Origin of the sequence: Rhizobium sp. RHZ01 (assembly GCF_014851595.1) — a bacterium.
Classification (GTDB): Bacteria; Pseudomonadota; Alphaproteobacteria; order Rhizobiales; family Rhizobiaceae; genus Rhizobium; species Rhizobium altiplani.
The window spans coordinates 51,058-76,440 of record NZ_JACUZZ010000008.1; the positions used below are offsets into that span (position 1 = coordinate 51,058).

Genomic DNA, 25,383 nt, shown 5'->3' on the forward strand with positions numbered 1-25,383 from the left:
CCTCAGGTACCGAGCAGGAGTTTCTTGCCCGCGGCAGCAATCCACGAACCGGGGTTTTCACGCGGCTCGGTGCCACCACTCTTCAGCAGCTTGAAGGAGTCCGCATACCACTGACTGTCAGGATAGTTGTGGCCGAGAACCGCGGCTGCCGTCTGTGCTTCCTCGACGATGCCCATTGCGTAATAGGCTTCGACAAGGCGCGCAAGCGCTTCTTCGATCTGGTTGGTATTCGGATATTTCTCGACAACCGTGCGGAAGCGTGAGATCGCCGCCAGGTATTCCTTGCGCTCCATGTAGTAACGGCCGACCTGCATTTCCTTGCCTGCCATCTGGTCGCGTGCGAAGCGGATTTTCGCCTGCGCGTCGTCGACGTATTCCGAATCCGGGTAGTTGTCGATGACGGCCTGCATGGCCTCGACGGTCTTGGCGGCCGCGCGCTGGTCCTGCGTGACGTCCACGATCTGCTTCGAATAGGTCAGACCGATCAGATACTGCACGTAGGGAGCGTCCTTCGACTTCGGATACTGCGCCATATAGCGGTTGCCCGAAGCGAGAGCGTCGTCCAGACGGCCCTGGCGATACTTGACGAAGGTGCTCATCACGAGCGCCTTTCGCGCCCATTCTGAGAACGGGTTTTCGCGGTCGATTGCGTCGAACTTGCGCGCCGCCTCGGCCATGTTGCCGGCCTTCATGTTGGCGAGGCCTTGGGTATAGAGGACATCCGGCGGATCGTTCTCGAGGCCGAGCTTGGTGATATCGATATCGGGGTCCGACTGGCATCCGGAAATTAAGGCACCTGCGCTCAGCACCAAGAGCGATGCGAACAAAGCGCGCGCTGTCTTCATCATACTATCAGACCCTGCATAACCCATCGGAATATCCCAACGCCGCCATCCCTCAACGGCAGCCACGCCTTGCTGGCGTTTCTAGCCACAAATGTGGAGCCAGAGCAACGCAATGATGATGCATTAACGCATTTTTGTGGCGATGCAGGCGATAAACGCCGGTTTTACACTGCGAATGCTGCATCTGGTGCTACTAAGCATCTGCGGCAGCACATCTATCGGGGAATCATCGTCAGCCTGCTCCCCATAAAGAAACCGCCTCCCGAAGGAGGCGGCCCTGGCCTAATAAATGCGATGGAGGTCATGCCGACCAGGGAGCAAATTCCGGCGCGTTGACCCGGATGAAATCCCGAGCCGCAACACGCTGGCGCGGCGCAGAGGTCTCGACCACTTCATAGGCGGTCGGGTCGCTGAGCAACGCCTTGAGAGCATTAGCATTCATCTTGTGACCGCCGCGGTAGGACCGATAGCAGCCGATGAAAGGAGCACCGGCGAGCGCCAGGTCGCCAACCGCATCGAGTGCCTTGTGGCGCACGAACTCGTCCTTGGCGTAGCGCAGGCCTTCGACGTTGATAACGGTGTTGTCGTCCGATATGACGACCGAATTCTCAAGCGACGAACCAAGCGCGTGGCCGGAGGCCCAAAGACGCTCGACATCGCGCATGAAGCCGAAGGTACGGGCACGCGACAGCTCGGACTTGAACGTCGCAGCCGTCATGTCGCCTTCCCACTTCTGTCGGCCGATCAGCGGGCAGTCGAAATCGATCTCAACCTCAAAGCGCATGCCGTCATAGGGACGGAACTCGCTCCACGAACCACCATGCTCGATGCGAACCGGCTTGGTGACGCGGATGTAGCGACGCTTGACGCCAAGCGATACTAGGCCAACCTGTTCGATCGCCTCGATAAAGGGCATCGAGCTGCCATCCATGATGGGCATTTCGGAACCGTGAACTTCGATCAGGACGTTGTCGAGACCAAGCGCGTAGACAGCGGCCATGACATGCTCGATCGTCGCGACCGATCGCGCCGGCGAGAAACCAAGAACGGTGCAGAGATCTGTATTGCCGACCTGAGAAGACACGGCACGATATTCGGAAACCTCGCCGTTGTCGTGCATGCGATTGAAGACAACGCCTGTGTCAGCTTCTGCCGGGTTGAAGGTAATCGAAACGTCAGCACCGGAATGAACGCCGATGCCCGAGAGCGTAATCGGGCGCGATACTGTCGTCTGAAAACCCAACATGCCAATAACCATAAATTTTTGCCTTTATTATCCCTGGTGATCCGCATCGGCTAACATGCCGGACCATCCGCCAGGGGTCATTTCACTCCGTCAGAGCCTCGCGATAAAGCGCAAGAAGACGGTTCCTTGAGCACATACATACGTGCGCCCGGGTTCCAATCCAAATCACTGTTTCTTTCGCATTGTTACGAAAGCATGCCTTTGAAATAACAACGCAATTCGTGTCGAATTCAGAGCTTTGAAACGGCAATGCCCGGGAGCGTACTCCCGGGCATCCTTGTGGCGATTCTGTCCCTTGCCTCAGTTCGACTGGCGGCGCAGGAACGCAGGAATTTCAAGCTGATCGTCTTCCTGCATCATGCGAGCTTGCGGAACGCTTCGGCCCTGATCGTCGAGATTTCCGCGACGCGGCGCATAGAGGCTGGCTTCCGGAGAAAGCGGTCGGCGCTGCTGCGATGCCGCAGCCGGAGCCGAGGTCATCTCTGGCGCAACTTCCTCTTCGCGGCGACCAAGTGAGTTGGTGATCCGCTTCAGGAGCCCCATCGGGCCACGCTCTTCGTGGGCGTGAGACGGAGCGGCCGGCTGCGAGCGACGGTCGATCTCGGCCTGCACGACCGGCGGAAAGTCCTCCACCTTCGGCATGCGAACGGCCTGCTGGGCGGCCATCGGCTGCTGCATGACCGGAGCCGGCTGGCTCATGACCGGCTGCGGAGCCGGCTGGCTGATAACAGGCGCGTGAACGGGAGCCTGCTGAACCGGGGCGGGGCGAATGACGGGAGCGGCTTCCGGAGCAGCGAAGATCTTGCTCTGTGGGCGGAAGGTCTCCTGCATTGCCGGCTGCTGCACCGGAGCTGCAGCACGCGGAGCGTGGATCTCGAGCTCGCGTTCCATCTCGGCCTCGGCCGTGCGGATTGCCTGTGCAACCGAGTCGACGGGCTTGGGTGCCTGCTGCATGACAGGTGTAGGCTGAACAGCGGCCGGAGCCGGAGCAACGGCCGCGGAAGGACGCACGATCGGCTTCGCTGCCGGCTGGAAGGCCTTTCCTGCCGCGGCATTGATCGCACGATCGATACCGGTAGCAACAACGGAAACGCGGATGATGCCTTCGAGCGACTCGTCGAACGTCGCGCCGAGGATGATGTTCGCGTCCGGATCGACTTCCTCGCGGATGCGGGTCGCAGCTTCGTCGACTTCGAAGAGGGTCAGGTCGCGACCGCCGGTGATCGAGATCAGCAGGCCCTGTGCGCCCTTCATCGACGTTTCGTCGAGCAGTGGGTTGGCGATTGCAGCTTCGGCAGCCTGCATCGCGCGGCCCTGACCGGATGCTTCGCCGGTGCCCATCATCGCGCGGCCCATTTCGCGCATGACCGAACGGACGTCGGCGAAGTCGAGGTTGATGAGACCTTCCTTCACCATCAGGTCGGTGATGCAGGCAACGCCGGAGTAGAGTACCTGGTCAGCCATCGCGAAAGCGTCGGCAAAGGTCGTCTTGTCGTTGGCAATGCGGAAGAGGTTCTGGTTCGGAATGACGATCAGCGTGTCGACCGACTTCTGCAGCTCTTCGATTCCGGCTTCGGCCAGACGCATGCGGCGACCGCCCTCGAAGTGGAAAGGCTTGGTAACGACGCCGACCGTGAGGATGCCCTTGTTTCGAGCCGCCTGAGCGACAACAGGGGCAGCGCCGGTGCCGGTGCCGCCGCCCATGCCGGCGGTGACGAAGCACATGTGCGTACCGTTCAGGTGATCGATGATTTCATCGATGCACTCTTCGGCTGCGGCACGGCCGACTTCCGGCTGCGAACCAGCACCGAGACCTTCAGTGACGTTGGCGCCGAGCTGGATGATGCGCTCCGCCTTGGTCATCGTCAGGGCCTGGGCATCCGTGTTGGCAACGACGAAGTCGACGCCCTGGAGGCCAGCGGAGATCATGTTGTTGACAGCGTTGCCGCCGCCGCCGCCAACACCGAACACGGTGATACGCGGCTTAAGCTCAGTGATATCCGGCTTTTGCAGCTTGATAGTCATGTTACCGTTCCTTCTCTTTATGGCCGCATCGCCACGCCGGCCAATTCACTCAATTGTCAGAAGCTCTCTTTCAACCACTGCCCCATGCGGGCAAAGCGGCTGGTATTTCCCCCAAGCGACATGAGCAGACCGCTCTGTGACGCATGTGTTTCCTGGTCCGCGACCTGCGGATAGATCATCAGACCGACGGCCGTCGAAAAGGCTGGGCCCTTCGCTGCAGTCGGCAGGCCCGAGACGCCCATCGGACGACCGATTCTGACGTTGCGGGCAAGAATGCGACGCGCAACTTCGGCAAGACCGGTCAGCTGGCTCGCACCACCCGTCAGCACGACGCGCTTGCCGACGATCGGGCTGAAGCCCGAGCGCTGGATGCGGTCGCGGATCAATTCCATGGTTTCCTCGATACGGGCGCTGACAATGCGCGATACCAAAGCGCGCGGCACTTGCGTCGGCAGGTCGCGTTCGTCTTCGCCGATCGGCGGGATCGAGATCAACTCGCGCTCGTCCGAGGAGTTCGGCATTGCGGAAGCATGAACGACCTTGAGGCGCTCGGCGTCTTCGATACGGGTCGAAAGGCCGCGGGCGAGGTCCGTAGTGACGTGATGGCCGCCGAGGCTGACGGCATCCGTGTGCACCAGCTTACCTTCTGCAAAGACCGAAATCGTCGTCGTTCCGCCCCCCATATCGATCGCCGCGCAGCCCAGCTCGACTTCATCGTCGACGAGAGCTGCCAGACCGGAAGCATACGGCGTCGCAACGATTCCCTCAACCGAGAGGTGAGCGCGATTGACGCTGAGCTCGAGATTTTTAAGCGCGGTACGCTCAGCGGTGACGACGTGCATGTCGACGCCGAGAACGTCACCGTACATCGACAAGGGATCTCGGATACCGCGTTCGCCGTCGAGCGAGAAGCCGGTTGCCAGCGAATGCAGCACGGCACGATCCTGGCGCAGCGACTGCTGGCAGGCTGCCGACAGAACCTTCTTGAGGTCGTTCAGTTCGACTTCCTGGCCACCGAGATCGATGGTTGCGGTGTAGATATCGCTCGTCAGACGACCGGCCGTGACGTTAACGATCAGGCTTTCGACCGTCAGGCCGGCCATGCGCTCGGCGGCATCGACAGCAAGGCGAATCACGCTTTCCAGCGCATCGAGGTCGGAAATCGCGCCGGTCTTGATGCCGCGCGAACGCTGGTGGCCAATCCCAATGATTTCAATGTTGTGCGTGCGGCCGGGCAGCACCTGGCTTTCCTCGCGAGGCGTCAGGCGGCCGATCATGCAGACGACCTTCGTCGATCCGATGTCGAGCACCGAAACGACGTGGGACCGCTTCGACGAAAGCGGCTTCAGGCGCGGCAATCCGAAATGGGACGAACCGAACAAGCTCATATATTTTGCCCCGCCTTCTTCAAATCCTTGGTCCGCTGATCAAGCACAAGTTGCCGGCGCGCCATGGCTTCCGGCGTCAACTGAATTGCCGTGCGGTCGGTGAGCCTGAGATCGACCGCAGCGATGTCGCGCTCCAGAAGGTCCTGCTCCTTCATGAACTTCGACAGCCGCGCCAGAGCCAGATCGACATCGTCTTCCGGCAACTTCACCGCAACGCCGTTGTCCATGTGCAGATCCCAGCGGCGACCCGACACCCAGACGTAGGCCTTTACCCGCGCCCTGATCTCCGGCCACTTCGCAAATTCGGTTTCGAGCGAGGTTGCGGCAACTTCAGCACCGCGACCAACCACCAGCGGCAACTGCGAAAACTTGTTGTCACGCAGCGGAGCGATGACCGAGCCACCCTTCTCCACGAGAGAGAGCTCCTGGCCATGCTGCCAGATGGCGTAAGCCTGGCGCTCCGTGAGCTTTACCTCGATCGTCTTCGGATAGACCTTGCGAACTTCGACATTCTCGACCCAGGGAAGCTTCGCGATCTTCTGACGCGCAGCATCGACATCGAGCGCCACGAGCGAGGTCGTACCGTCCAGCCCCAACAACTGCAGGATCTCGATTTCGGAGGTCTCGGAATTGCCGGACACCTTCACGTCATCAATCGCAAAGCCTGCAGCCGTCGTCGTCGCCTGCGCAACCGCTTCGGTGTGACCACCGAGCGACATGCCGTAGAGACCCGTCGCCGCAAAGAATGCCAAGGCGGATACCGTCCCAACGTGAGCCGGAATATGGATGCGGCCACTCCCGAGGCTGACAAGAAAGCGCACAACGCGACGCAGCGGGCGCGGCAGAACCAACCGACCATCACCCTCGGGAAACGAGAGCTCCGCCTGATGACTTGGGCGCCCTATTCTTTTGACCGTCACCGAGAACAAGAAGCGTCCTCCACCATCCAACGGAGAAATTCACCAAACGTGTAGCCGGCATGACCGGCCATTTCGGGCACCAGGGAGGTTGGAGTCATGCCTGGCTGAGTATTGATTTCCAGCCAGATGATTTCACCATCTTCGGAGAAGCGATCGTCGTAACGAAAGTCGGAGCGACTCACGCCACGGCAACCAATTGCTTGATGCGCCCTTAACGCCAATGATTGTATTTTTTGGTAAATATTCGGTGAAATTTCCGCCGGAATGACGTGTTTCGATCCACCTGCCACGTACTTGGCATCGTAGTCGTAGAAGCCATGCCCGACCGGCACGATTTCGGTGACGCCGAGCACTTGATCGCCCATCACACCGCAGGTCAGCTCTCGACCGTAGATGTAGCGCTCGACAAGAACCTGCTCGCCATAGCGCCATTCCGGAGAGCTGATGATTTGCGGAGGATGGGATTGATCTTCCTGAACGATCACTACGCCGAAGCTGGAACCCTCGCGCACAGGCTTCACGACGTAGGGAGGCTTCATCGGGTGCTCCGCCGGAAAGGCGAATCGATTGATCACCTCGGATTGAGCAACCGGAATGCCGACAGCAGCTGCAACGCCCTTGGCCTTCTCCTTGTCCATGGCGAGCGCTGACGCAAGCACGCCGGAGTGCGTATAGGGAATCTCAAGATATTCGAGGACGCCCTGGATCGTGCCATCCTCGCCATAGGGGCCGTGCAGCGCATTGAAGACGACATCGGGCCGCAAGGCAGCAAGCTTGGCAGACACATCGCGATCGACGTCAATCCGCGTCACCTGGAAGCCCTCAGCCTCGAGAGCATCCGCGCACGCCGTCCCGGAGGAAAGGCTTACCGGCCTCTCCGAGGAAAACCCGCCCATCAGGACAGCGACATGCTTGCGACTCATCAACACCCCCAAAAAATAACCTGCACTGTGAATTTCGACGCTTGCACCAAGCTTGTTTCCCGTCCGAATCTCGCTCGGTGATGCAGGTGTATTAGAGCCTGATTATGGTTAATGAAGTGTTTACTTTCGTTAATTTTTGGCTCGAACGCCCCTCCGGAAGGGGGCCGTGCAACATTCAGAAAACCCCTCGACAACGGCGGCTTTCGTGCAGGATCCCATCAGGAATCCGCACCAGTTCGATGGCTTTTCCGCCCGTCAACTTTGAGGGTCGGCCACCCAGAAGCGCTGAATCGTCGGAAAAATGCAAAGCGTGCTAATTTTTTTTTCGTTTGTTACTCGATGGGCATTTGCGCCGAATTAAAATTGCGTTAAGAGCCGCCTGCCTCCGAAGGGCACAGGTGTAATCCCAATTGGAATGAGAATGTCAGACGCGATATCAAGAGTATCGCCGACTCCCGCTTTATCGAACAATGCGCAAGTCAACTCGCCGGCGCGTGTTCTGATCGCGAGCCTTGTCGGCACCACGATCGAATTTTTCGATTTTTACGTTTACGCCACAGCCGCCGTGCTGATCTTCCCGACGCTGTTCTTCCCGAACAGTGATCCGACCACGGCCCTGCTTGCTTCCTTTGCAACCTTCTCGATCGCCTTCTTCGCCCGTCCACTGGGCGCCGTAGTCTTCGGCCATTTCGGCGACAGGATCGGCCGCAAGACGACGCTCGTCGCCGCCCTGCTCACCATGGGCATTTCGACGGTCGTGATCGGTCTTCTGCCCTCCTACGAGTCGATTGGCGTTCTCGCGCCGCTGCTGCTCGCGCTCTGCCGCTTCGGCCAGGGCTTTGGCCTAGGCGGTGAATGGGGCGGCGCCGTGCTGCTCGCCACCGAGAATGCACCGGAAGGCAAGCGCAGCTGGTACGGCATGTTCCCGCAGCTCGGCGCGCCGGTTGGCCTGTTCCTCTCCTCGGGCATCTTCTGGCTGCTGCTGCAGGTCATGTCGCAAGATGATCTGCTGAGTTGGGGCTGGCGCGTGCCGTTCATCTCTTCGATTCTGCTGATCGCCATCGGTCTCTGGGTTCGTCTCTCGATCACCGAAACGCCGGCGTTCCAGAAGGCGATTGACAAGCAGGAGCGCGTTGCAGTCCCGGTTGCCGAACTCTTCCGCAAGCACAAGCGCAGCCTGTTCCTCGGCACCTTCGTGGCGCTCGCCACTTTCGTGCTGTTCTACATCGGCTCGGCTTACCTTCTGTCTTACAATGTCAAGGTCCTGAAGATCCCGTTCCCGGACGCGCTTAAGATCCAGATCGTCGGTTCCGTCGCCTTCGGTATCTTCATCCCGATATCAGGCAAACTCGCCGAGCGCTTCGGCCGCCGCGAGATGCTGATCCTCACCACCTTGCTGATCGGTATCTTCTCGTTCTTCCTGCCCGGTCTGATGACCGGCGGCGAAGGCAGCATTGTTGTGTTCGCGATCGTCTCCATGGCGCTGATGGGCATGACTTACGGTCTGATCGGCACGGCGCTTGCTGCGCCCTTCCCGACTGCCGTGCGCTATACCGGCTCGTCGATCACCTTCAACCTTGCCGGCATCTTCGGCGCTTCGCTGGCGCCCTACATTGCCACTTGGCTGCAGGCAAACTACGGCATGCAATATGTCGGCTACTATCTCGGTCTTTCTGCCGTCATCACCTTGATCTGCATTCTGGCCTCCGGCCGCAACGAAGTCTGATCACGAAAACAGTCCAGTTCGAAGGGCCGCGACCGGAAACTGCCGCGGCCCTTTTCATTGTTGCCGGCTAACGCCTTGCCCCTAGATTCTCGAAAACGGGGAGAGCCGGGATGCTGACACGACGATCACTGCTGGCACAAAGTGTAGGCGCCGGAATCTCGCTGACACTGCCGTCCATTGCGAGCCGGCCAGCGTCCCGCCGATCAATGTCACCTTCCTTGTCATCAACGACGTCCATGCGTGCCGCTTCGGAGACGGGCTAAGTCCCAACTGCCAGTGTGAAGGCAAGACCGACGCAAATCTGCTCCGTCACATTCTTGCGCTCAACGGCATTCACCACCAGGCATGGCCCACTGAGATCGCAGGGGAGCCGAGCGGCCTTCTGCTCGCCGGTCAGCCGATTGCGAGGCCGCAGGGCATTACCGTGTGTGGCGATGTGACCGATGATCGCGGCGGCCAGACTGCGGAGTTCGCAGAAGGGTCGCAGCTACTGGAGTCTTCTCAACGCTACCAGCAAGGACGCGGTGCCGACCACGTGCACTTTCCCGTCTATGTTGGGCTCGGCAACCACGATCTCGATCAGGACGGGCGCCCGCCGCAAATCGATTGGTACCGCGACGAACTGCGTGATTACGTGCAGATGAACCACAAGCCGAGCGTCTTCTTCAAGCCGCTGGTGCCTGTCGACAACTACGACGAAGCATCGGACAACTACTCCTGGAATTGGGGTGGCCTGCATCTGATTCAGGCGCAGCGTTACGCTGGGACAACACAAGAGGTTCAGCGAGCAGCCTCGATTGGATGAAACGCGATCTCGAGACCTATGCGTCCGATGGCCGCCCGGTGGTCATCTTCCAGCACTATGGATGGGACCGGTTTTCCCTCGAGCGCTGGAATCCTGAAATGAAGACATTCACGTTAAGAGGAAGCGGTGCGCCCCACTGGTGGGGTGAATCGGAACGTCAGGAACTCCTCGCAACCCTCGAAGGCTACAACGTAATCGGTATTTTCCACGGCCACGAGCACAACACGCCGATGGCCTATCGGGTCGGCAAGCTGGAAGTTTTCAAAGCAAAAGCCGCCTTCATGGGCGGCTTCTGCCTTGTCCGGGTGACAAGCAACACGATGGATGTAGCGATCGGCGAAGCCAGTGACGACAGGGGCGGCGTAACTTTCTCCACCGCCTTCAGCAAACGCCTCACCTAACGTTACTCGTTGGTTACGCCTTGGAAAGGACGAACCTCACGTCCTGGCATGAAGACGCCGAGACGCTTGATTTCCCACTCGAGCTTGATACCGGATTTTTCGAAGACTTCGCGACGGACCTGTTCGCCGAGATATTCGAGATCATATCCCGTCGCCTGCCCCATGTTGATCATGAAATTGCAATGAAGCGACGACATCTGGGCGCCACCGATCACCAGCCCGCGGCATCCCGCTTCGTCGATGAGCTTCCAGGCGGAATGGCCGTCCGGATTCTTGAAGGTCGAGCCGCCGGTCTTCTCGCGGATCGGCTGGACCGTTTCACGATGACTGCGCACGGCATCCATCTCGGCCCGGATCTTGGCGCGGTCCTCGCTGTACCCTTCGAAGAGCACCGAGGTGAAAATCAGATCGCTCGGCACCGATGAATGACGGTAGGAATAGCCCATATCCGCGTTCGACAGGACAAGCTTGTTGCCCTTGCGATCAACCGCATTCACCTCGACGAGCCGCTCGCGCGTCTCCCCGCCGTTGGCGCCGGCGTTCATGCGCGCTGCGCCACCAATGCTGCCGGGAATACCGTAGTAGAAATGGAAGCCGCCGATGCCGTTGTCCATAGCCATGGCTGCGACATGCTTATCGGGGCAGATCGCACCAGCGCGTATGCGGTTCTCGCCCGCAAGCTCGACGGCGCCGAAGCCCTTTGCCGAAAGCCGCAACACCACGCCGGGAATGCCGCCGTCACGAACCAGGATGTTCGATCCGACGCCAACGACGGTGACCGGGACTTCCTCCGGCAAAAGCTTGAGGAAAGCAATCAGGTCGTCCTCATCATGCGGCTGGAACATCAACTCGGCCAGACCGCCAGCGTGGAACCACGTGACGCGGTCCATCGGCGCATCCGGCGTGATCCTACCGCGGATGTTCTTTACACCGTCGCCGAGCGACGCAAGAAGCTTTTCCCCATTCACCTGTTTCATGCAGATATTCCCGAAAGGCTTTCCAATTGCTTGGGCAACGCTGCCGCCCAGTATGTGATACTCCCAGCCCCCAACAGAACCACAAAATCCCCCGGCTTTGCAATCTCTGCGACCATTTCAGGCAAAAGCTCTTGGGAAGGCAGGAAGCGGGCATCGCGGTGACCGCCCGATTTGATCCGGGATACGAGTGCCTCGGAATTCACCCCTTCGATCGGATCCTCACCCGCCGCATAGACAGGCGCGAGGAAAATGCTGTCCGCATCGTTGAAGCAAGACGCGAACTCCTCGAAGAGGCTGGATAGCCGCGAATAGCGATGCGGCTGATGAACTGCGATCACGCGACCCTTGCAGGCTTCGCGCGCAGCGCGCAGCACGGCTTTGATCTCGACAGGATGGTGGCCGTAGTCGTCGAAGATCTGGACGCCATTCCATTCGCCGGTCAGCGTGAAGCGGCGCTTGACGCCGCCGAAGGAGGCCAGTCCCTTGGCAATGTCCTCGCTGGACATACCGAGGCGATTGGCAACCGCGATCGCGGCGGTGGCATTGGATATGTTGTGCCGTCCGGGCATCGGCATCACGAGATTGTCGAGCCTGATCACCTGCCCGGTTCTCCGGCGGCGGATCTCTACGTCGAAGATCGAGCGCGGACCCTCGACACGGACATTCATGAAACGAACGTCGGCCTGCGGATTCTCGCCATAGGTAACGATCTTGCGGTCCTCGATCCGGCCGACGAGCGCCTGGACTTCCGGATGGTCGAGGCACAGCACGCCGAAGCCGTAGAACGGCACGTTCTCGACGAACTGGCGGAATGCGCCGCGAACCGCATCGAAATTGCCGTAGTGGTCCAGATGCTCGGGGTCGATGTTAGTGATGACGGCAACGTCGGCGGGAAGCTTCAGGAACGTGCCGTCGGACTCGTCGGCCTCCACCACCATCCACTCACCCTCACCCATGCGAGCGTTGGTGCCATAGGCATTGATGATACCGCCGTTGATGACGGTAGGGTCGAGACCGCCTGCCTCCAACAGCGTTGCCACCAGCGACGTGGTTGTGGTCTTGCCATGCGTACCGCCGATCGCGATCGCATTGCGGAACCGCATCAATTCGGCAAGCATCTCCGCCCGGCGAACGACCGGCAGCAGCTTTTCACGCGCCGCGACAAGCTCGGGGTTGTTCTTCTTGATCGCAGTCGAGACGACCACCACTTCGGCGTCACCGAGGTTTTCTGCCTTGTGGCCGACGAAGACTTCGATGCCCTTGTCACGCAAGCGTTGCACGTTGGCGCTGTCGGCCTGATCCGATCCCTGCACGCGGTGACCGAGATTGTGGAGCACCTCGGCAATGCCGCTCATGCCGATGCCGCCGATGCCGATGAAATGAACGAGGCCGATGGCCTTCGGCATTTTCATGCGCGTTTCCCCTTGAACTCTGCAATTGTACGTCGTGCCGCAATAGCCTCTACCATGTCGGCAAGCAAGTTCGCAGCGTCGGGTTTACCCGCTTGCCTGGCTGCAGCGGCCATCCGGGCGAGCTTTTCCGGATCGTTCATCGCATGAGTGAGTATCGAAGCGATCTTCTCCGGCGAAAGCTCGGCCTGCGGAATGACCTTGGCTCCGCCGGTCGCCGCAAGCGCTGCCGCGTTCGCCGCCTGATCGTGGTCCAAAGCATGTGGGTAAGGCACAAGCACTGCCGGCCGCCCGATCACGGAAATCTCCGAAACCGTGGATGCACCGGAACGGCAGATGACGAGATGTGCCGCGGCAAGTCGTTCGGCCATGTCGCTGAAGAACGGCGCCGTATCAGCAGCCATCTTCAATTGAGCGACGCAAGCGCTCAACATGCCCATATCTTCCGGACGCACTTGCTGGGTGATGCGCAGGCGATCGCGAAGCCCGTCCTCGAGCAAGCTGATGGCTGTCGGCATCGCCTTGGAGAAATACTGCGCGCCCTGGCTGCCGCCAAAGACGACGAGATTGAAAGGCTCACCGGGATTGGACGGAGAATACGGCACTTTCGCCGCCTCGATGATGGCCGGTCGCACCGGATTGCCCGTTGTCACCGTCTTGCTCGGAAACTGGCCGTCGCCTTCGGGCAGGAACCCGCCTGCAATCGCCTGCATACGGCTAGCCAGCGCCTTGTTGGCGCGGCCCATCACGGCGTTCTGCTCGTGGATCATCGCAGGCACGCCGAGGCGCGTTGCAGCGAGCAGCGGCGGTACGGTGGGATACCCGCCGAAGCCAACGACCACCACAGGCTTGAGACGCGCGATAAGCTTCTTGGCAGCCCGCATTCCGGTCCACAGCGTCCACAGCGAGCGCGCGACAGCGACCGGATTCTTGGAGCCTATCGTCGACGACGGCACGACATGAATCTCATCGGCCGGGAATTTGCCGGCATAACGCTCGGCACGGCTATCGGTGACCAGGTGCACGGAATAGCCGCGCTCCTTCAGCTTGTAGGCCAGAGCCTCCGCAGGAAACACATGACCGCCGGTTCCCCCGGCGGCAAGCAGGACAATGCCTTTACTCATAAGCAATTACTCCGCCGGCATTCCGTGCGCGACGCGGAAGAGGCTCCGATCCTGCGCACGTTTTTCCGGCCTGTGACGCGTCAGCGCGAGAATGAACCCCGCGGTAACGCAGATGGCGACCATGGACGAACCGCCGTAGGAAATCAGCGGCAGGGTCATGCCTTTCGCCGGTAGCAGTTCGAGATTGACGCCTACGTTGATGATCGACTGTATGCCGATCTGCAGCACGAGGCCAGCGACGGCAAAGCGGTTGAAGTCGTTCCGCTCCTTGTAGGCATGCGAGAGACCGCGCAGCACGAGGACGGAAAACAGCGCAACGAGCGCCATGCAGAAGACGATGCCGAACTCTTCGGCCGCGACCGAGAAGATGAAGTCGGTATGCGCGTCGGGGATGATCCGCTTGACGATGCCCTCGCCAGGTCCCTGGCCGAACCAATCGCCACGAATGATGGCTTCGCGTGCCGTGTCGATCTGAAAAGTATCACCTTCGCCGGTCAGGAACTTGTCGATGCGCAGCGCCACGTGCGGGAAGATGTAATAGGCGCTGACAAGGCCGCCGACACCGCCTGCGCCGAGCAGGATGATCCAGATCCACGGCATGCCGGCCATGAAGAACATGCCGCCCCACACCGCCGTCGTCAGGATCGTTTGCCCAAGGTCGGGCTGCGCGACCAGAAGTGCAGCGACAATGCCGAAAAGTATGATGGCAAACAGGTTACCCGGAATCTCCGGCTGCCTTGCATGCTCGGCAAAGAGCCAGGCACAGACGACGACAAAGGCCGGCTTCATGAATTCGGAGGGCTGGATAGAGATGCCGGCAAGCGTGACCCAGCGGCGGGAGCCTTTGACCTCGACACCGAAAAACAACGCCAGCAACATCATGCCAAGGGCGACGATCAACAGGATGATCGCCGTTCGCCGCACCTGGCGGGGCGTCAGAAAGGAGAGGCCAACCATCACCGCGAGCGACGGGATCATGAAAGCGGCATGGCGCTTGACGAAGTGGAACGGCTCCAGCCCGATGCGCTCGGCGACGGCGGGCGACGCGGCGAAAGACAGCATGAAGCCGATGCCCATCAGGAAGATGAACATCGCCAGGAAGAAGCGGTCGATGGTCCAAAACCAATCGGCCAGAGGCCCACGTTCCGCGCGGCTTACCATGTTATTTATCTCCTGTTGCCGAATCGATCAGCATGGTGATTCCGTCGAGCGCTGCCACATGGCTGACAAATGCATCGCCCCTGACTTCGAAGTTCTTATATTGGTCGAAGCTTGCGCAAGCCGGGGATAACAGCACGGCCAGAGGACCGCTTTCGTCCTTTTCGGCATCGGCAGCTGCAAGAGCGACGGCGCGCTCCAACGTCCCCGAAATCTCATAGGGCACGGCCTCGCCGAGTGTCGCGGCAAACTCGGCCGCGGCTTCGCCGATCAGATAGGCCTTGGCGATCCGCGGGAAGAACCCCGTCAGTGAGGTAATGCCTCCGGCTTTCGGCAAGCCGCCGGCGATCCAGTAAATGCGGTCGTAGCTCGACAACGCCGGAGCCGCGGCATCGGCGTTGGTGGCCTTCGAGTCGTTGACGAAGACGACGTTGCCGCGACGCCCGACCGGCTGCATCCGGTGCTTGAGGCCGGGAAAGGATGCGAGCCCGGCGCGTATCTCTTCTTCGGAGACGCCGACGGCCAGGCATGCGGCAAGCGCCGCTGCGGCATTCTGTGCGTTGTGGCTGCCGCGCAGCGTCTGGATCCCGTCGAGATCGGCAATCGACTTTGTTGCGCCTCCCGAGGCCTGGATGAGCTTCGTTCCATCCGCGTAGATGCCGTAGGGAAGTGCATGACGGCGGGAAATGCGCATGACCTTGCCGCCGGCCCGCTCGATACGATCCGCGATCATCTGGCAGTGGCTGTCGTCCACGCCGATGATGGCGACGTCACTGCCGGCAACCAGCCGCTCCTTGATGTCGGCATAGTGCTGCATCGTGCCATGACGATCGAGATGATCCGGCGTCAGGTTGAGCAGGATGCCGGCGGACGGATTGACCGTCGGCGCGAGGTCGATCTGGTAGGACGAGCATTCGACGACGTAAAAACGTCCATCCTTCGGCGGGTCGAGCGTCAGCACCGCCGTCCCGATATTGCCGCCGAGTTGCGTATCGCGGCCGCTCGACTTCAGGATATGCGCGATCAGCGCTGTCGTCGTCGACTTGCCGTTGGTACCGGTAATGGCAATGAACGGGCAATCGGGCGCATGAGCCCGGCGCTCGCGCACGAAGAGCTGGACGTCGCCGACGACATCGACGCCGGCGGCACGCGCAAGATCAACGGTCCAGTGCGGCTTGGGATGCGTCAGCGGCACACCCGGTGAGAGCACGAAAAGCGACTGCGCGCTCCAGTCGATGGTGCGCAGATCGGCGGTATGGATGCCCTCGGCGGCGGCTTTGGTAACGCTATCCGGATTATCATCCCAGGCGGTCACCTCGGCGCCGCCCAGTTTCAGCGCGCGCGCCGTGGCAAAGCCGGAACCGCCGAGCCCGAATAGCGCGACCTTCTTTCCTGATAGCGTCGTAACGGGAATCATCGCCGCCTCACCGCAGCTTCAGGGTGGAGAGACCAAGCAGGGCAAGACCGACCGCGATGATCCAGAACCGGATCACCACCTGGCTTTCCGTCCAGCCCTTCTTCTCGAAATGGTGATGGATCGGCGCCATCAGGAAGACGCGCCGGCCGGTCATCTTGAAGTAGCCAACCTGGATGATGACCGAGAGCGTTTCCATCACGAACAGGCCACCGATGATCGCCATGACGATCTCATGCTTGGTAGCGACGGCAACCGTGCCGATCGTGCCGCCAAGCGCCAGCGAGCCGGTGTCGCCCATGAAGATTGCGGCGGGCGGCGCGTTGAACCAGAGGAATCCGAGGCCGGCGCCGATGACGGCCCCAAGCACCACCGAGAGCTCGCCGGTGCCCGGTACGAAGTTGATCTGCAGATAGTTTGCAAAGACGGCGTTACCCGCGAGATACGCAATCACCCCGAAGGATGCTGCGGCAATCATCACCGGCACGATGGCGAGCCCATCGAGACCATCGGTCAGGTTCACGGCATTGCCGGCACCGACGATCACGAAGCCGCCGAAGAGGACGAACATGATGCCGAGGTTGATCATGAAGTCCTTGAAGAACGGGAACGCGATCGATGAGCCGAAGGTCGAACCCGCGGTTCCGGATGCAAGCGCCGTTCGCATCATGAAGTAAACGGCAATGCCTGCGATCACGAACTCGATGCCGAGTCGCGCCTTGCCGGAGAAGCCCTTGTGGCTTTGCTTGGTGACCTTCAGGTAGTCGTCATAGAAGCCGATCGCGCCGAAACCGAGGGTGACGAGCAGCGTGGCAACCACGTAGACGTTGGAAAGATCAGCCCATAGCAGCGACGACCCGACGATACCCGCGAGGATCATCAGGCCGCCCATGGTCGGCGTACCTGCCTTCTTGAAGTGTGTCTGCGGACCGTCGGCGCGGATCGGCTGCCCCTTGCCTTGGCGGATGCGCAGCGAGTTGATGATCGTCGGACCAAAGAGGAAGACAATGAAGGCGGACGTAAACAGGGAGGCGCCCGTGCGGAAGGTAATGTACCTGAACAGATTCAAGAATTTCAGGTGTTCCGACAGTTCGACAAGCCAAATCAGCATTCAGGGCCCCTTGTTTACCCGCTCAAAAATCGCGTTGCGTGTCGGCAAATGGCGGGAACTTGTCAAGAAGCGCGGCGACGATCTTTCCGAAACCTATGCCCAGTGACGATTTTACCATCAGCACGTCGCCAGCCACGACGGAGTTCAGTACGTATTCGCTTAGTTCTTCTGTCGTCTCGTAGTGAACGACCTGGACGCTCTCCGGGAGCGATTCCTTCAGCGCAGCCATTTCACGACCGGCCAGCCAGACATGCTCAATGCCGGCAGCAAGCAACGGCCCCGCCAGATCCGAATGGACCCTTTCCGCGTAGTCGCCCATCTCCAGCATGTCGCCGAGTACGGCGATGCGCCGCCCCGCCCCCGTCGGCACCGCGCTCGCAAGCACGGCGATTGCCGCCCTCATAGAGGCGGGATTGGCGTTGTAGCTCTCGTCGATGACCGTGAAGGCGCCGTGGTCGATCATCAGCCGATGACGGCGGCCCCTGCCCTTCTCGGGCTGGAGCGTCGCGAGGGCGCCGATCGCCTGCTGCATGTCCGCACCGACTATCTTCACGACCCCGAGGGCAGCCAGCGCATTCTCCGCGATGTGCCGGCCCGGCGCACCGATTGCCACTTCCTTCGTGTCGCCGTCGATGGTGATCCAGAGCGTCGAACTCTGGTCCGAGCCGTTAAACTCTGCCAGGCGGAAATCCGCTTTCGCGTGCTGACCGAAGGAATGGATGTGGTGGATACCGCAAGCTTGTGCCGTCCGCTCCAGAAAGTTGAACTGGTCGTTGTCTCGATTGAGCACGACCTGCCCACCGGACACGACGCCTTCGAAAATCTCGGCCTTGGCCGTCGCGATCTCACGAATGCTCTTGAAGTTGCCAAGGTGTGCCGGCGCGATTGTCGTGATCACGGCGACATGCGGCTTGATCATCTTGACCAGCGGGCGGATCTCGTCCGGATGGTTCATGCCCACTTCGAAGACACCAAAATACGTGTCGAGCGGCATCCGGGCGAGCGTCAGGGGTACGCCCCAGTGATTGTTGAATGAGGCAACGGAAGCGTGCACCTTGCCCGATGGAGACAAGACCCGGCGCAGCATCTCCTTGGTGGTCGTCTTGCCGACCGAACCGGTGACGGCAATGATCTGGGCGCGCGAACGGGCGCGAGCAGCCTGTCCGAGCTTTCCGAGTGCCGCCAACACATCTTCGACAACGATCACTGGGACGGTGAGCCGCCCCATGGCTGGCAGGCGCGCTTCGCTGACGACGAGAAGAGCGGCTCCGTTTGCCATCGCCATCGACGCGAAGTCGTGGCCATCGACGCGGTCGCCCTTGATGGCGAAGAAGGCTTCGCCGGGCGCAATGGAGCGGCTGTCGATGGAAATCCCGGTAATGCCCTCAGGCAAAGTGCCGAACGGCCGCCCTGCCATGGCGGCAATCATGTCTTCCGTCGTCCAAAGCCAGTTCACGGTTTCAGCTCCTCCAAAGCCTTACGCAATTCGGCGTGATCCGAAAACGGCAGGGTGACGCCCCCTATCGTCTGCCCTTCCTCGTGCCCCTTGCCGGCGACGATCAGCGTGTCGCCGGATGTCAGCATCCCGACCGCCGTTCGGATCGCCTCGGCGCGGTCGCCGATTTCGGTTGCGCAGCCAGCGGCCGCCATGATCTCGGCACGGATGCTCGACGGCTCTTCGGAGCGCGGATTGTCGTCCGTGACAATCACCACATCGGCCAGACGGCAGGCGATTTCGCCCATGATCGGGCGCTTGCCGCGATCGCGGTCGCCACCGCAGCCAAACACGACGATGACGCGGCCCGTAGTAAACGGACGAACGGATTCCAGGACGTTGGCAAGCGCGTCTGGCTTGTGTGCGTAGTCAACATAAGCAAGCGCGCCGTCCCTGGTGTGGCCCACCAGCTCCAGTCGACCCGATGCGCCCTGCAGCTTTTCGAGGGCCGCCATGGCAACCTTCGCCGGCACACCCGTCGACATGGCGAGACCTGCCGCGACGAGCGCATTGGCCACCTGGAAGTCGCCCGCAAGCGGAATGTCGACCTCGAAGATTTCGTCCTCGGCATGGATTTCAGCCACCTGCTTGTGGCGGAAATGCTCGACGCGCTTCAGCGTCAGGTAGTCACCCTTGCGACCAACGGTGCGGACGTCATGACCCGAGTCGCGCGCCGCTTTGACGGCTTGCTCAGACCACGCATCGTCAGCGAAGATCACCGCCGGTGCGCCCTTTGGCAGCAGCGTATCGAAAAGCCGCATCTTCGCGGCCATGTAGCTTTCGATCGTCGGATGATAGTCCATGTGATCGCGGCCTAGATTGGTAAAGGCAGCGGCAGTGAGCCTGACGCCATCCAGACGGCCCTGATCGAGGCCATGGCTGGAGGCTTCCATCGAGGCATGTGTAACGCCCTCCCCGGAGAGCTCAGCCAGTAATTTGTGAAGCGAAACTGGATCGGGCGTCGTCAGCGAGCCATATTCATTGCGTGTCGGAGAGACGACACCAGTCGTACCGATCATCGCCGCCGGATGGCCGGCATAAGCCCAGATCTGCCGCGTAAAGGAGGCAACCGACGTCTTGCCTGCAGTACCGGTCACGGCAACCATCGTTTCCGGCTGCTTGCCATAGAAGTGAGAGGCCGCGATCGAGAGGAAGCGGCGCGGATCGTTCACGACGAGAACAGGTATGGAAGCATCAATGCCATGGGAGGCAATGGCCACGACAGCACCGCGCGTCGCCGCATCGGCGATAAAACCTGCTCCATCTGCCTTCGTCCCGGCGACAGCTACAAACACCATTCCGCGTTCGATCTTGCGGCTGTCGGACGAGATGCCCAAAACCGCCAGCGCCCCGACAGACCCGGCTAATTGATTTTCAAGTTCCGGAAATGCATCTCCGGCGATGTCTCGCAAGTTCATCGAATGTACTTTTCTCTTTCAAGCCGCCGCGCCCCCGTGGCGAATCGGCTCCGACATTCATTCAGACTCAATAAGACACCAACATGGCCGATCCGTCGTCACCGAACTTGGGTTCCACACCGAGAATTGGCGCTGCGCGGGCAATGATGTTCTTCACCATCGGTGCAGCAGTATACGCGGCGATGTTCTGACCCTTCTCGCCATTGTGCGGTTCATCGCAGAACGTCAGCACGACATACTTCGGATCCTCGATCGGAAATGCGGCGAGGAACGCATTGAAGTTGAGGTTCGTCGCATAGCGGCCATTGACCACCTTGTCAGCCGTGCCAGTCTTGCCGCCGACGTTGAAGCCGGGGACGTCAGCATTGCGGCCGGAGCCCTTGATGCCGTTCAGCTTGAAGAGATAACGCACGTCGTCGCTGGTCGACTTCTTGACAACCACTTCAGCAACCTCGTCCGCCTGTTCCCGATTGCGCGGCAGGAAGGTTGGCTCGATGAGCTTGCCGCCGTTGACGAGCGCCGCGCCGGCAACCGCCGTCTGCAGTGGCGTCGTGGAAACGCCGTGGCCGAAGGAAATCGTGATCGAGTTGATCTTCTTCCAAACCTTCGGTTGGCTCGGCATCTTCACTTCCGGCAGTTCGGTCTGCATCTTGGTCAAAAGGCCGAGCTTCGTAAGATAATCCTTCTGAGCATCCATCCCGACAATGTCGATGATGCGAGCGGTGCCGACGTTCGACGAATACTGGAACACCTCAGGCAGCGTCAGCCAACGGCGCTGGCCGTGGAAGTCGTGAATGGTGAAGCCGCCGATGCGGATCGGCTGCGTCGCATCGAAGCTGTCGTTCAGGCTGACCTTGCCCGTGTCGAGCGCCATGGCAAGCGAGAACGTCTTGAAGGTCGAGCCCATTTCGAACGTGCCGTTCGACATGCGGTTCAGCCAGCCCTCCTTGGCGCCCTCCAGCGGGTTGTTCGGATCGAAATCCGGGGCCGATGCCATTCCGAGCACTTCGCCGGTATGAATATCGAGGATGACAGCGCCGGCGCCCTTGGCCTCGTAGTTCTTGACCGCGTTGACGACGACATCGCGCACGATGTTCTGGACGCGGACGTCAATCGACAGGCGAACGGGCTCCAGCGGCTGGTCGCTTGTCATGCCGACGGAGGCGAGGTCGGCAAGGCCCTGATCGTCAATGTATTTTTCCATGCCGGCAACGCCGCGGTTGTCGATGTTGACGTAACCGAGAATGTGCGCTGCGGTGGCGCCACCCGGATAAAAGCGGCGCTTCTCAGGGCGGAAGCCGATGCCCGGAATGCCGAGCGCAAGGATCTGGCTCTGTTGCTTCGGCGTCAGCTGGCGACGCAGCCAGGCGAAGTGGGACGTGCGGTTCGCGAGCTTCTTGTAAGTCCCCTTCATGTCGAGGTCGGGCATAACGGTGGCGAGTTTCTCGACCGCCTCGTCGGGATCGACAACCTTGTTCGGCTCGGCAAATAGCGAGACGGTGCGGATATCGGTCGCCAGCACCTCGCCGTTTCGGTCCAGGATATCCGGGCGCGACGCCATCAGACGATCAGGCGGCAGGATACTGGACACGACATCGGGGTCGCGGACTGCGTATTCGACGAGACGCCCGCCGATCACGCAATAAACAGCAACGAAGCCGACGATCAGGAGCCCGACGCGGCTCTTGGCCTGTCCCGCCCTCTTTTTTCGCGATCCCTCGATCGGCCTATTGCCGCCGAGGCGGTTGTGCGTGCCGGCGGAGAAATGCGCCTGGCTCTTCAAGACCATGATGCGTGAAAGAAACGACATCTCTACTCCACCGATCCGGTTGCCATCATGTCTTCTTCTTCGGGTTCAGGCGCCACCGCCTTTGGCTTCGCCTTGGCACCGGCCTTCGCTTCGGTAATGTCTGGAACCGGAACTTGCGACTTCAGCATCGGCAGTTCCTTGGCATGAACCAGCGACGTGGAAGCCGTCGGCTGCAGCTGAAGCTCACCATTGTAGTTGTTGACGAGCCGCTCGAGCCTGTTCGGCTGGGACAACAGAGCCCAATCGGCCTTCAACAGATCGATGGTATCCTTCTCGAGCTTGATCTCCGCTTCAAGGCGATGAACTTCCTCGAGCTTGAGCTCGGCATGGTGCTTGATCGTATAGGTGACAGCAGCAGCTGCTGTCATGACACCGACGAGGATGAGGTCCAAGGTTCTCAGCATATCAGGCTCCGAGCTTTCCGAGACTCGCCAGATTCGGCAGCCCGAAGATGGAAATATCCGCCGCTTCAGCGGGTGCGGCAGTGCGCAGCCCTGCCCGCAGCTTGGCAGATCGCGCCCGCGGGTTTGCCTGCGCCTCCGCCTCGGTCGCAGCAACCATGGGTTTGCCGATCCGCTCGAAGGTCGCCGCACGCTCGTGCGCGACGGGCAGATGACGCGAGCCCGAAGCCTTGCCGGCGCGATCAGAGAAGAAGGTCTTGACGATCCGATCTTCGAGCGAATGGAAGGTAACCACAACGAGACGCCCGCCGGGCTTCAGCACGCGCTCGGCGGCAAACAGCGCCCGCGCCAGCTCGCCAAGTTCGTCGTTGACGAAAACCCGCAACGCCTGGAAGACCCGGGTCGCCGGATGAATCTTGTCCTTCATTTTACGTGGGGTAACGAGCTCGATCAGACCAGCCAGATCGCGCGTCGTCTCGAACGGCTTTTCAGCCCGCCGCTTTTCAATCGCATGCGCGATGCGCGGCGACTGATTTTCCTCTCCGAGAAAATGAAAGATGCGGATCAGATCAGCCACCTTGGCACGATTGACCACATCGGCCGCCGAAACGCCAGCCGCCGACATCCGCATGTCCAGCGGACCATTCTTCTGGAACGAGAAGCCGCGCTCGGCCTCATCGATCTGCATTGAGGACACGCCGATATCGAGCACGACTCCATCCAGCCCGCCCGATGGAGCAGCATCGGCCAATTGAGAAAACCGCGAATGAACGAGCTTCAAGCGGCCTTGGCTTTCAGCGACAAGGGCCTGACCGGCTTCGATGGCGGTCGGATCGCGATCCAGGGCGATCACATTGGCGCCAGCACCCAGAATGGCAGAAGTATAGCCGCCCGCACCGAAGGTGCCATCGAGAATGATCTTGCCGGGCAACGGCTCGAGCGCGGCAAGCACCTCATTGAGAAGAACCGGAATGTGGCGAACCGGTCCGCCACCGGCATCAGTTGAATCTCCGCCAGGATTCGCCGCCATTCCGTTCCCTCGTATTTTTAGGAACGCCTGCCCGCCAGCCGACGCCCTCCTCGTGCCTGCACCTGAGCAGCCTGAAATGCCTGCGGCTGCCACAGCTGAAAATGATCCGCCCGACCAACGAAGGTCACTTCGTCCGAGATACCGGTGAAGTCGCGGATGAAATCCGTGACCATCAGCCGGCCTTCCGCATCGAGCTTCATGAAGATACCGCCCCCGTGGATGAGAAGCGACATCTCGTTCGCGTCCGGCGAAAACGGATCTTCCGCAGAGATTTGACGCTCGAACCTCTCCAGGAGATCCGGACCGCCGACACTGATCGCCGGAAACACAAAGTCCTGGAAGCAATAGAGCTCCTGAACATTGCGCTGCGCCAACACGGATCGAAACGCCGCCGGCACGGAAACCCTGCCCTTGGAATCGATTCTGTTGGTCGCATTTGAAAGGAAGCGGCTCATGACAAGAAACATCCGTTCCCGAAAGAGCCCGGACTGAACTCAAAAGCCCGGAACCCTGAAATTCAGGCACAGCTTCGCGAGCCGAATGGGCAAGACCCCATCCGGAGCTTCCGGAACAGAAGACACCTTGGCTTTGCGATTGGTGGGCACCTACTTGCCCTTGCGCAGTGCATGAATGGGATAACATGGGACCATATGGGCGTCAATGGGAAACGCCCGTCTCACGATGAGCGCCGTATCGAAAATTTATAAGCTGTTAAGTTTAACAAAGGGTTAGTTCCGCACTTACCGATGCCGCGAACCAGCCCTGCCAGCACGCGCCCGAAGGCGACCGATGGCTCAGATCGGCACAACCAAATATGCAATTTCCAACAAAGGCTTAAGGCTTGCTCTTCAACAGTGGCAGGCGTCGATCCAAGGCGCCCCATGAAGAGGTATGCAGCCGCTATCCCCTTTGAAGTAAGCGACCAAGCTATTCGGATATTGCCATGTGCAAAATAATAAGGAGGCGGAGAATTGAATCGGTTCAGCGCTGCCGCATATTAATGAAGGCTAAATAAGTAACCGTGGAGTAATAGTATGACAAACTTCACATTAAAGGGACTTCTTTACGGGCGCTTTGAACCGGAAAAGCGTATTCCACTGTCGCAGTCAGGCATGACGACCGACATCCAATGCGATTCCTGCGGCAAGATATTCAAGCGCTGGTCCATTCTCGCGCGCAGCAGCACCACCTGCGATGAATGCCTGGCAAAGGCACCGACCGCCCACTAGCAATCGACGACATCAACAAGACGCGTCTTAGCAAAGGTAGTTCGCCAGTTGGCCTGTAAGCCGGGTTCTGTATGGCCCCGGCCGAAGCCGGAACGTGGCAGCCATTCCTCTGGGACAGCGTTCGCACGCTGCCTCACGCAACCCACCCGGATGACTGACCTGGAAACCAGCCGGAAGGCTTTCGCCTCCCACGTCATCCCTATTCGGTCTTGCTCCCGGTGGGGTTTACCTTGCCATCGCCGTTACCGGAGATGCGGTGGGCTCTTACCCCACCCTTTCACCCTTACCTGCCGAGGCAGGCGGTTTGCTTTCTGTGGCACTTTCCCTGAGGTCGCCCTCGCCGGACGTTATCCGGCACCGTGTTTCCGTGGAGCCCGGACTTTCCTCACCCTACCGCCTTTCGGCATTGGTAAAGCGCGGCTGCCCGGCCAACTGGCATGGCTCCCTTAGCGGAGACGCGAAGCGAATGCCACTGAAATATCTTCGAGCTCTGCGCGTACTCGCAACGGGCGCCCCTCCCCGACCGGA

Annotated in this window: 20 protein-coding genes, 1 other RNA gene and 1 pseudogene; 3 read left to right on the forward strand and 19 right to left on the reverse strand. The window is 60.4% G+C overall.

The annotated features are described in order from the left end of the window. Positions 1-2 precede the first annotated feature (2 nt). From IB248_RS10860 to IB248_RS10885, 6 genes are all read right to left on the reverse strand, one after another. On the reverse strand, positions 3-872 hold the full coding sequence (locus IB248_RS10860) for an outer membrane protein assembly factor BamD (RefSeq protein ID WP_025659382.1): 870 nt from the start codon (positions 870-872) through the stop codon (positions 3-5). Positions 873-1,146: 274 nt separating this feature from the next. Next, on the reverse strand, positions 1,147-2,103 hold the full coding sequence (gene lpxC, locus IB248_RS10865; RefSeq protein ID WP_018858332.1) for a UDP-3-O-acyl-N-acetylglucosamine deacetylase: 957 nt from the start codon (positions 2,101-2,103) through the stop codon (positions 1,147-1,149). A 288-nt stretch (positions 2,104-2,391) separates the two neighbouring features. Next, on the reverse strand, positions 2,392-4,116 hold the full coding sequence (ftsZ, locus tag IB248_RS10870; protein WP_169681456.1) for a cell division protein FtsZ: 1,725 nt from the start codon (positions 4,114-4,116) through the stop codon (positions 2,392-2,394). Between the two features lie 56 nt (positions 4,117-4,172). Then, the gene (gene ftsA / locus IB248_RS10875; protein ID WP_018858330.1) at positions 4,173-5,504 is read right to left on the reverse strand and encodes a cell division protein FtsA; all 1,332 of its coding nucleotides are present in this window, start codon (positions 5,502-5,504) and stop codon (positions 4,173-4,175) included. Then, complete coding sequence (locus IB248_RS10880; RefSeq protein WP_026371941.1) at positions 5,501-6,433, reverse strand: cell division protein FtsQ/DivIB; 933 nt, start codon at positions 6,431-6,433, stop codon at positions 5,501-5,503. Before IB248_RS10880 ends, ftsA begins: the two co-directional genes overlap by 4 nt. Next, entirely contained in the window at positions 6,421-7,347 is a 927-nt protein-coding gene (locus tag IB248_RS10885; RefSeq protein WP_018858328.1) for a D-alanine--D-alanine ligase, read from the reverse strand. Before IB248_RS10885 ends, IB248_RS10880 begins: the two co-directional genes overlap by 13 nt. Positions 7,348-7,768: 421 nt before the next feature. Between IB248_RS10885 and IB248_RS10890 the strand changes: the two genes are divergently transcribed. Then, complete coding sequence (locus tag IB248_RS10890; RefSeq protein ID WP_018858327.1) at positions 7,769-9,073, forward strand: MFS transporter; 1,305 nt, start codon at positions 7,769-7,771, stop codon at positions 9,071-9,073. A gap of 110 nt (positions 9,074-9,183) precedes the next feature. After that, positions 9,184-10,279: pseudogene (locus IB248_RS10895) on the forward strand (metallophosphoesterase). Positions 10,280-10,281: 2 nt separating this feature from the next. Here the strand turns inward: IB248_RS10895 and murB are convergent. The 12 genes from murB to mraZ form a co-directional block, all read right to left on the reverse strand. Beyond that, on the reverse strand, positions 10,282-11,256 hold the full coding sequence (gene murB / locus IB248_RS10900; RefSeq protein ID WP_018858326.1) for a UDP-N-acetylmuramate dehydrogenase: 975 nt from the start codon (positions 11,254-11,256) through the stop codon (positions 10,282-10,284). Further along, positions 11,253-12,668, reverse strand: a complete 1,416-nt coding sequence (gene murC, locus IB248_RS10905) for a UDP-N-acetylmuramate--L-alanine ligase (protein ID WP_113471581.1) — start codon at positions 12,666-12,668, stop codon at positions 11,253-11,255. The genes murB and murC overlap by 4 nt, the downstream gene beginning before the upstream one ends. Further along, the gene (gene murG, locus IB248_RS10910) at positions 12,665-13,789 is read right to left on the reverse strand and encodes an undecaprenyldiphospho-muramoylpentapeptide beta-N-acetylglucosaminyltransferase (RefSeq protein WP_113471580.1); all 1,125 of its coding nucleotides are present in this window, start codon (positions 13,787-13,789) and stop codon (positions 12,665-12,667) included. Before murG ends, murC begins: the two co-directional genes overlap by 4 nt. Before the next feature lie 6 nt (positions 13,790-13,795). Beyond that, positions 13,796-14,950 (reverse strand): putative lipid II flippase FtsW, encoded by a 1,155-nt coding sequence (gene ftsW / locus IB248_RS10915; RefSeq protein ID WP_018858323.1) that lies wholly within the window; start codon positions 14,948-14,950, stop codon positions 13,796-13,798. A gap of 1 nt (position 14,951) precedes the next feature. After that, positions 14,952-16,364 carry a UDP-N-acetylmuramoyl-L-alanine--D-glutamate ligase gene (gene murD / locus IB248_RS10920; RefSeq protein ID WP_192240797.1) on the reverse strand — a complete coding sequence of 471 codons (1,413 nt, stop codon included), beginning with the start codon at positions 16,362-16,364 and terminating at the stop codon, positions 14,952-14,954. 7 nt (positions 16,365-16,371) lie between these two features. Continuing rightward, positions 16,372-17,472: a phospho-N-acetylmuramoyl-pentapeptide-transferase gene (gene mraY, locus IB248_RS10925; protein WP_018858321.1), complete on the reverse strand. Its 1,101-nt coding sequence runs from the start codon at positions 17,470-17,472 to the stop codon at positions 16,372-16,374. A gap of 22 nt (positions 17,473-17,494) precedes the next feature. Next, positions 17,495-18,928 carry a UDP-N-acetylmuramoylalanyl-D-glutamyl-2,6-diaminopimelate--D-alanyl-D-alanine ligase gene (locus tag IB248_RS10930; RefSeq protein WP_018858320.1) on the reverse strand — a complete coding sequence of 478 codons (1,434 nt, stop codon included), beginning with the start codon at positions 18,926-18,928 and terminating at the stop codon, positions 17,495-17,497. Continuing rightward, positions 18,925-20,385 (reverse strand): UDP-N-acetylmuramoyl-L-alanyl-D-glutamate--2,6-diaminopimelate ligase, encoded by a 1,461-nt coding sequence (locus tag IB248_RS10935; protein ID WP_018858319.1) that lies wholly within the window; start codon positions 20,383-20,385, stop codon positions 18,925-18,927. The genes IB248_RS10930 and IB248_RS10935 overlap by 4 nt, the downstream gene beginning before the upstream one ends. A gap of 67 nt (positions 20,386-20,452) precedes the next feature. Beyond that, entirely contained in the window at positions 20,453-22,195 is a 1,743-nt protein-coding gene (locus IB248_RS10940) for a penicillin-binding protein 2 (protein ID WP_018858318.1), read from the reverse strand. Positions 22,196-22,197: 2 nt separating this feature from the next. After that, complete coding sequence (locus IB248_RS10945) at positions 22,198-22,599, reverse strand: hypothetical protein (protein WP_018858317.1); 402 nt, start codon at positions 22,597-22,599, stop codon at positions 22,198-22,200. Between the two features lies 1 nt (position 22,600). Beyond that, a complete protein-coding gene (rsmH, locus tag IB248_RS10950; protein ID WP_018858316.1) occupies positions 22,601-23,626 on the reverse strand; it encodes a 16S rRNA (cytosine(1402)-N(4))-methyltransferase RsmH in 1,026 nt (341 codons plus the stop codon). 17 nt (positions 23,627-23,643) lie between these two features. After that, positions 23,644-24,081 (reverse strand): division/cell wall cluster transcriptional repressor MraZ, encoded by a 438-nt coding sequence (mraZ, locus tag IB248_RS10955; protein ID WP_025659370.1) that lies wholly within the window; start codon positions 24,079-24,081, stop codon positions 23,644-23,646. A gap of 579 nt (positions 24,082-24,660) precedes the next feature. Here mraZ and IB248_RS10960 point away from each other — a divergent pair. Next, the gene (locus IB248_RS10960; RefSeq protein WP_018858314.1) at positions 24,661-24,855 is read left to right on the forward strand and encodes a hypothetical protein; all 195 of its coding nucleotides are present in this window, start codon (positions 24,661-24,663) and stop codon (positions 24,853-24,855) included. A 40-nt stretch (positions 24,856-24,895) separates the two neighbouring features. On the opposite strand, the gene rnpB is transcribed toward IB248_RS10960, so the two are convergent. Continuing rightward, positions 24,896-25,291, reverse strand: an RNA gene (gene rnpB, locus IB248_RS10965) — RNase P RNA component class A. Positions 25,292-25,383: the final 92 nt, after the last annotated feature.

What these genes read in the sequence shown, in the direction of transcription:
- IB248_RS10860 (WP_025659382.1), bottom strand. Translation starts at nt 872, where the DNA reads ATGGGTTATGCAGGGTCTGATAGTATGATGAAGACAGCGCGCGCTTTG.
- lpxC (WP_018858332.1), bottom strand. Translation starts at nt 2,103, where the DNA reads ATGGTTATTGGCATGTTGGGTTTTCAGACGACAGTATCGCGCCCGATT.
- ftsZ (WP_169681456.1), bottom strand. Translation starts at nt 4,116, where the DNA reads ATGACTATCAAGCTGCAAAAGCCGGATATCACTGAGCTTAAGCCGCGT.
- ftsA (WP_018858330.1), bottom strand. Translation starts at nt 5,504, where the DNA reads ATGAGCTTGTTCGGTTCGTCCCATTTCGGATTGCCGCGCCTGAAGCCG.
- IB248_RS10885 (WP_018858328.1), bottom strand. Translation starts at nt 7,347, where the DNA reads ATGAGTCGCAAGCATGTCGCTGTCCTGATGGGCGGGTTTTCCTCGGAG.
- IB248_RS10890 (WP_018858327.1), top strand. Translation starts at nt 7,769, where the DNA reads ATGTCAGACGCGATATCAAGAGTATCGCCGACTCCCGCTTTATCGAAC.
- murB (WP_018858326.1), bottom strand. Translation starts at nt 11,256, where the DNA reads ATGAAACAGGTGAATGGGGAAAAGCTTCTTGCGTCGCTCGGCGACGGT.
- murC (WP_113471581.1), bottom strand. Translation starts at nt 12,668, where the DNA reads ATGAAAATGCCGAAGGCCATCGGCCTCGTTCATTTCATCGGCATCGGC.
- murG (WP_113471580.1), bottom strand. Translation starts at nt 13,789, where the DNA reads ATGAGTAAAGGCATTGTCCTGCTTGCCGCCGGGGGAACCGGCGGTCAT.
- ftsW (WP_018858323.1), bottom strand. Translation starts at nt 14,950, where the DNA reads ATGGTAAGCCGCGCGGAACGTGGGCCTCTGGCCGATTGGTTTTGGACC.
- murD (WP_192240797.1), bottom strand. Translation starts at nt 16,364, where the DNA reads ATGATTCCCGTTACGACGCTATCAGGAAAGAAGGTCGCGCTATTCGGG.
- mraY (WP_018858321.1), bottom strand. Translation starts at nt 17,472, where the DNA reads ATGCTGATTTGGCTTGTCGAACTGTCGGAACACCTGAAATTCTTGAAT.
- IB248_RS10935 (WP_018858319.1), bottom strand. Translation starts at nt 20,385, where the DNA reads ATGAACTTGCGAGACATCGCCGGAGATGCATTTCCGGAACTTGAAAAT.
- IB248_RS10940 (WP_018858318.1), bottom strand. Translation starts at nt 22,195, where the DNA reads ATGTCGTTTCTTTCACGCATCATGGTCTTGAAGAGCCAGGCGCATTTC.
- IB248_RS10945 (WP_018858317.1), bottom strand. Translation starts at nt 22,599, where the DNA reads ATGCTGAGAACCTTGGACCTCATCCTCGTCGGTGTCATGACAGCAGCT.
- rsmH (WP_018858316.1), bottom strand. Translation starts at nt 23,626, where the DNA reads ATGGCGGCGAATCCTGGCGGAGATTCAACTGATGCCGGTGGCGGACCG.
- mraZ (WP_025659370.1), bottom strand. Translation starts at nt 24,081, where the DNA reads ATGAGCCGCTTCCTTTCAAATGCGACCAACAGAATCGATTCCAAGGGC.
- IB248_RS10960 (WP_018858314.1), top strand. Translation starts at nt 24,661, where the DNA reads ATGACAAACTTCACATTAAAGGGACTTCTTTACGGGCGCTTTGAACCG.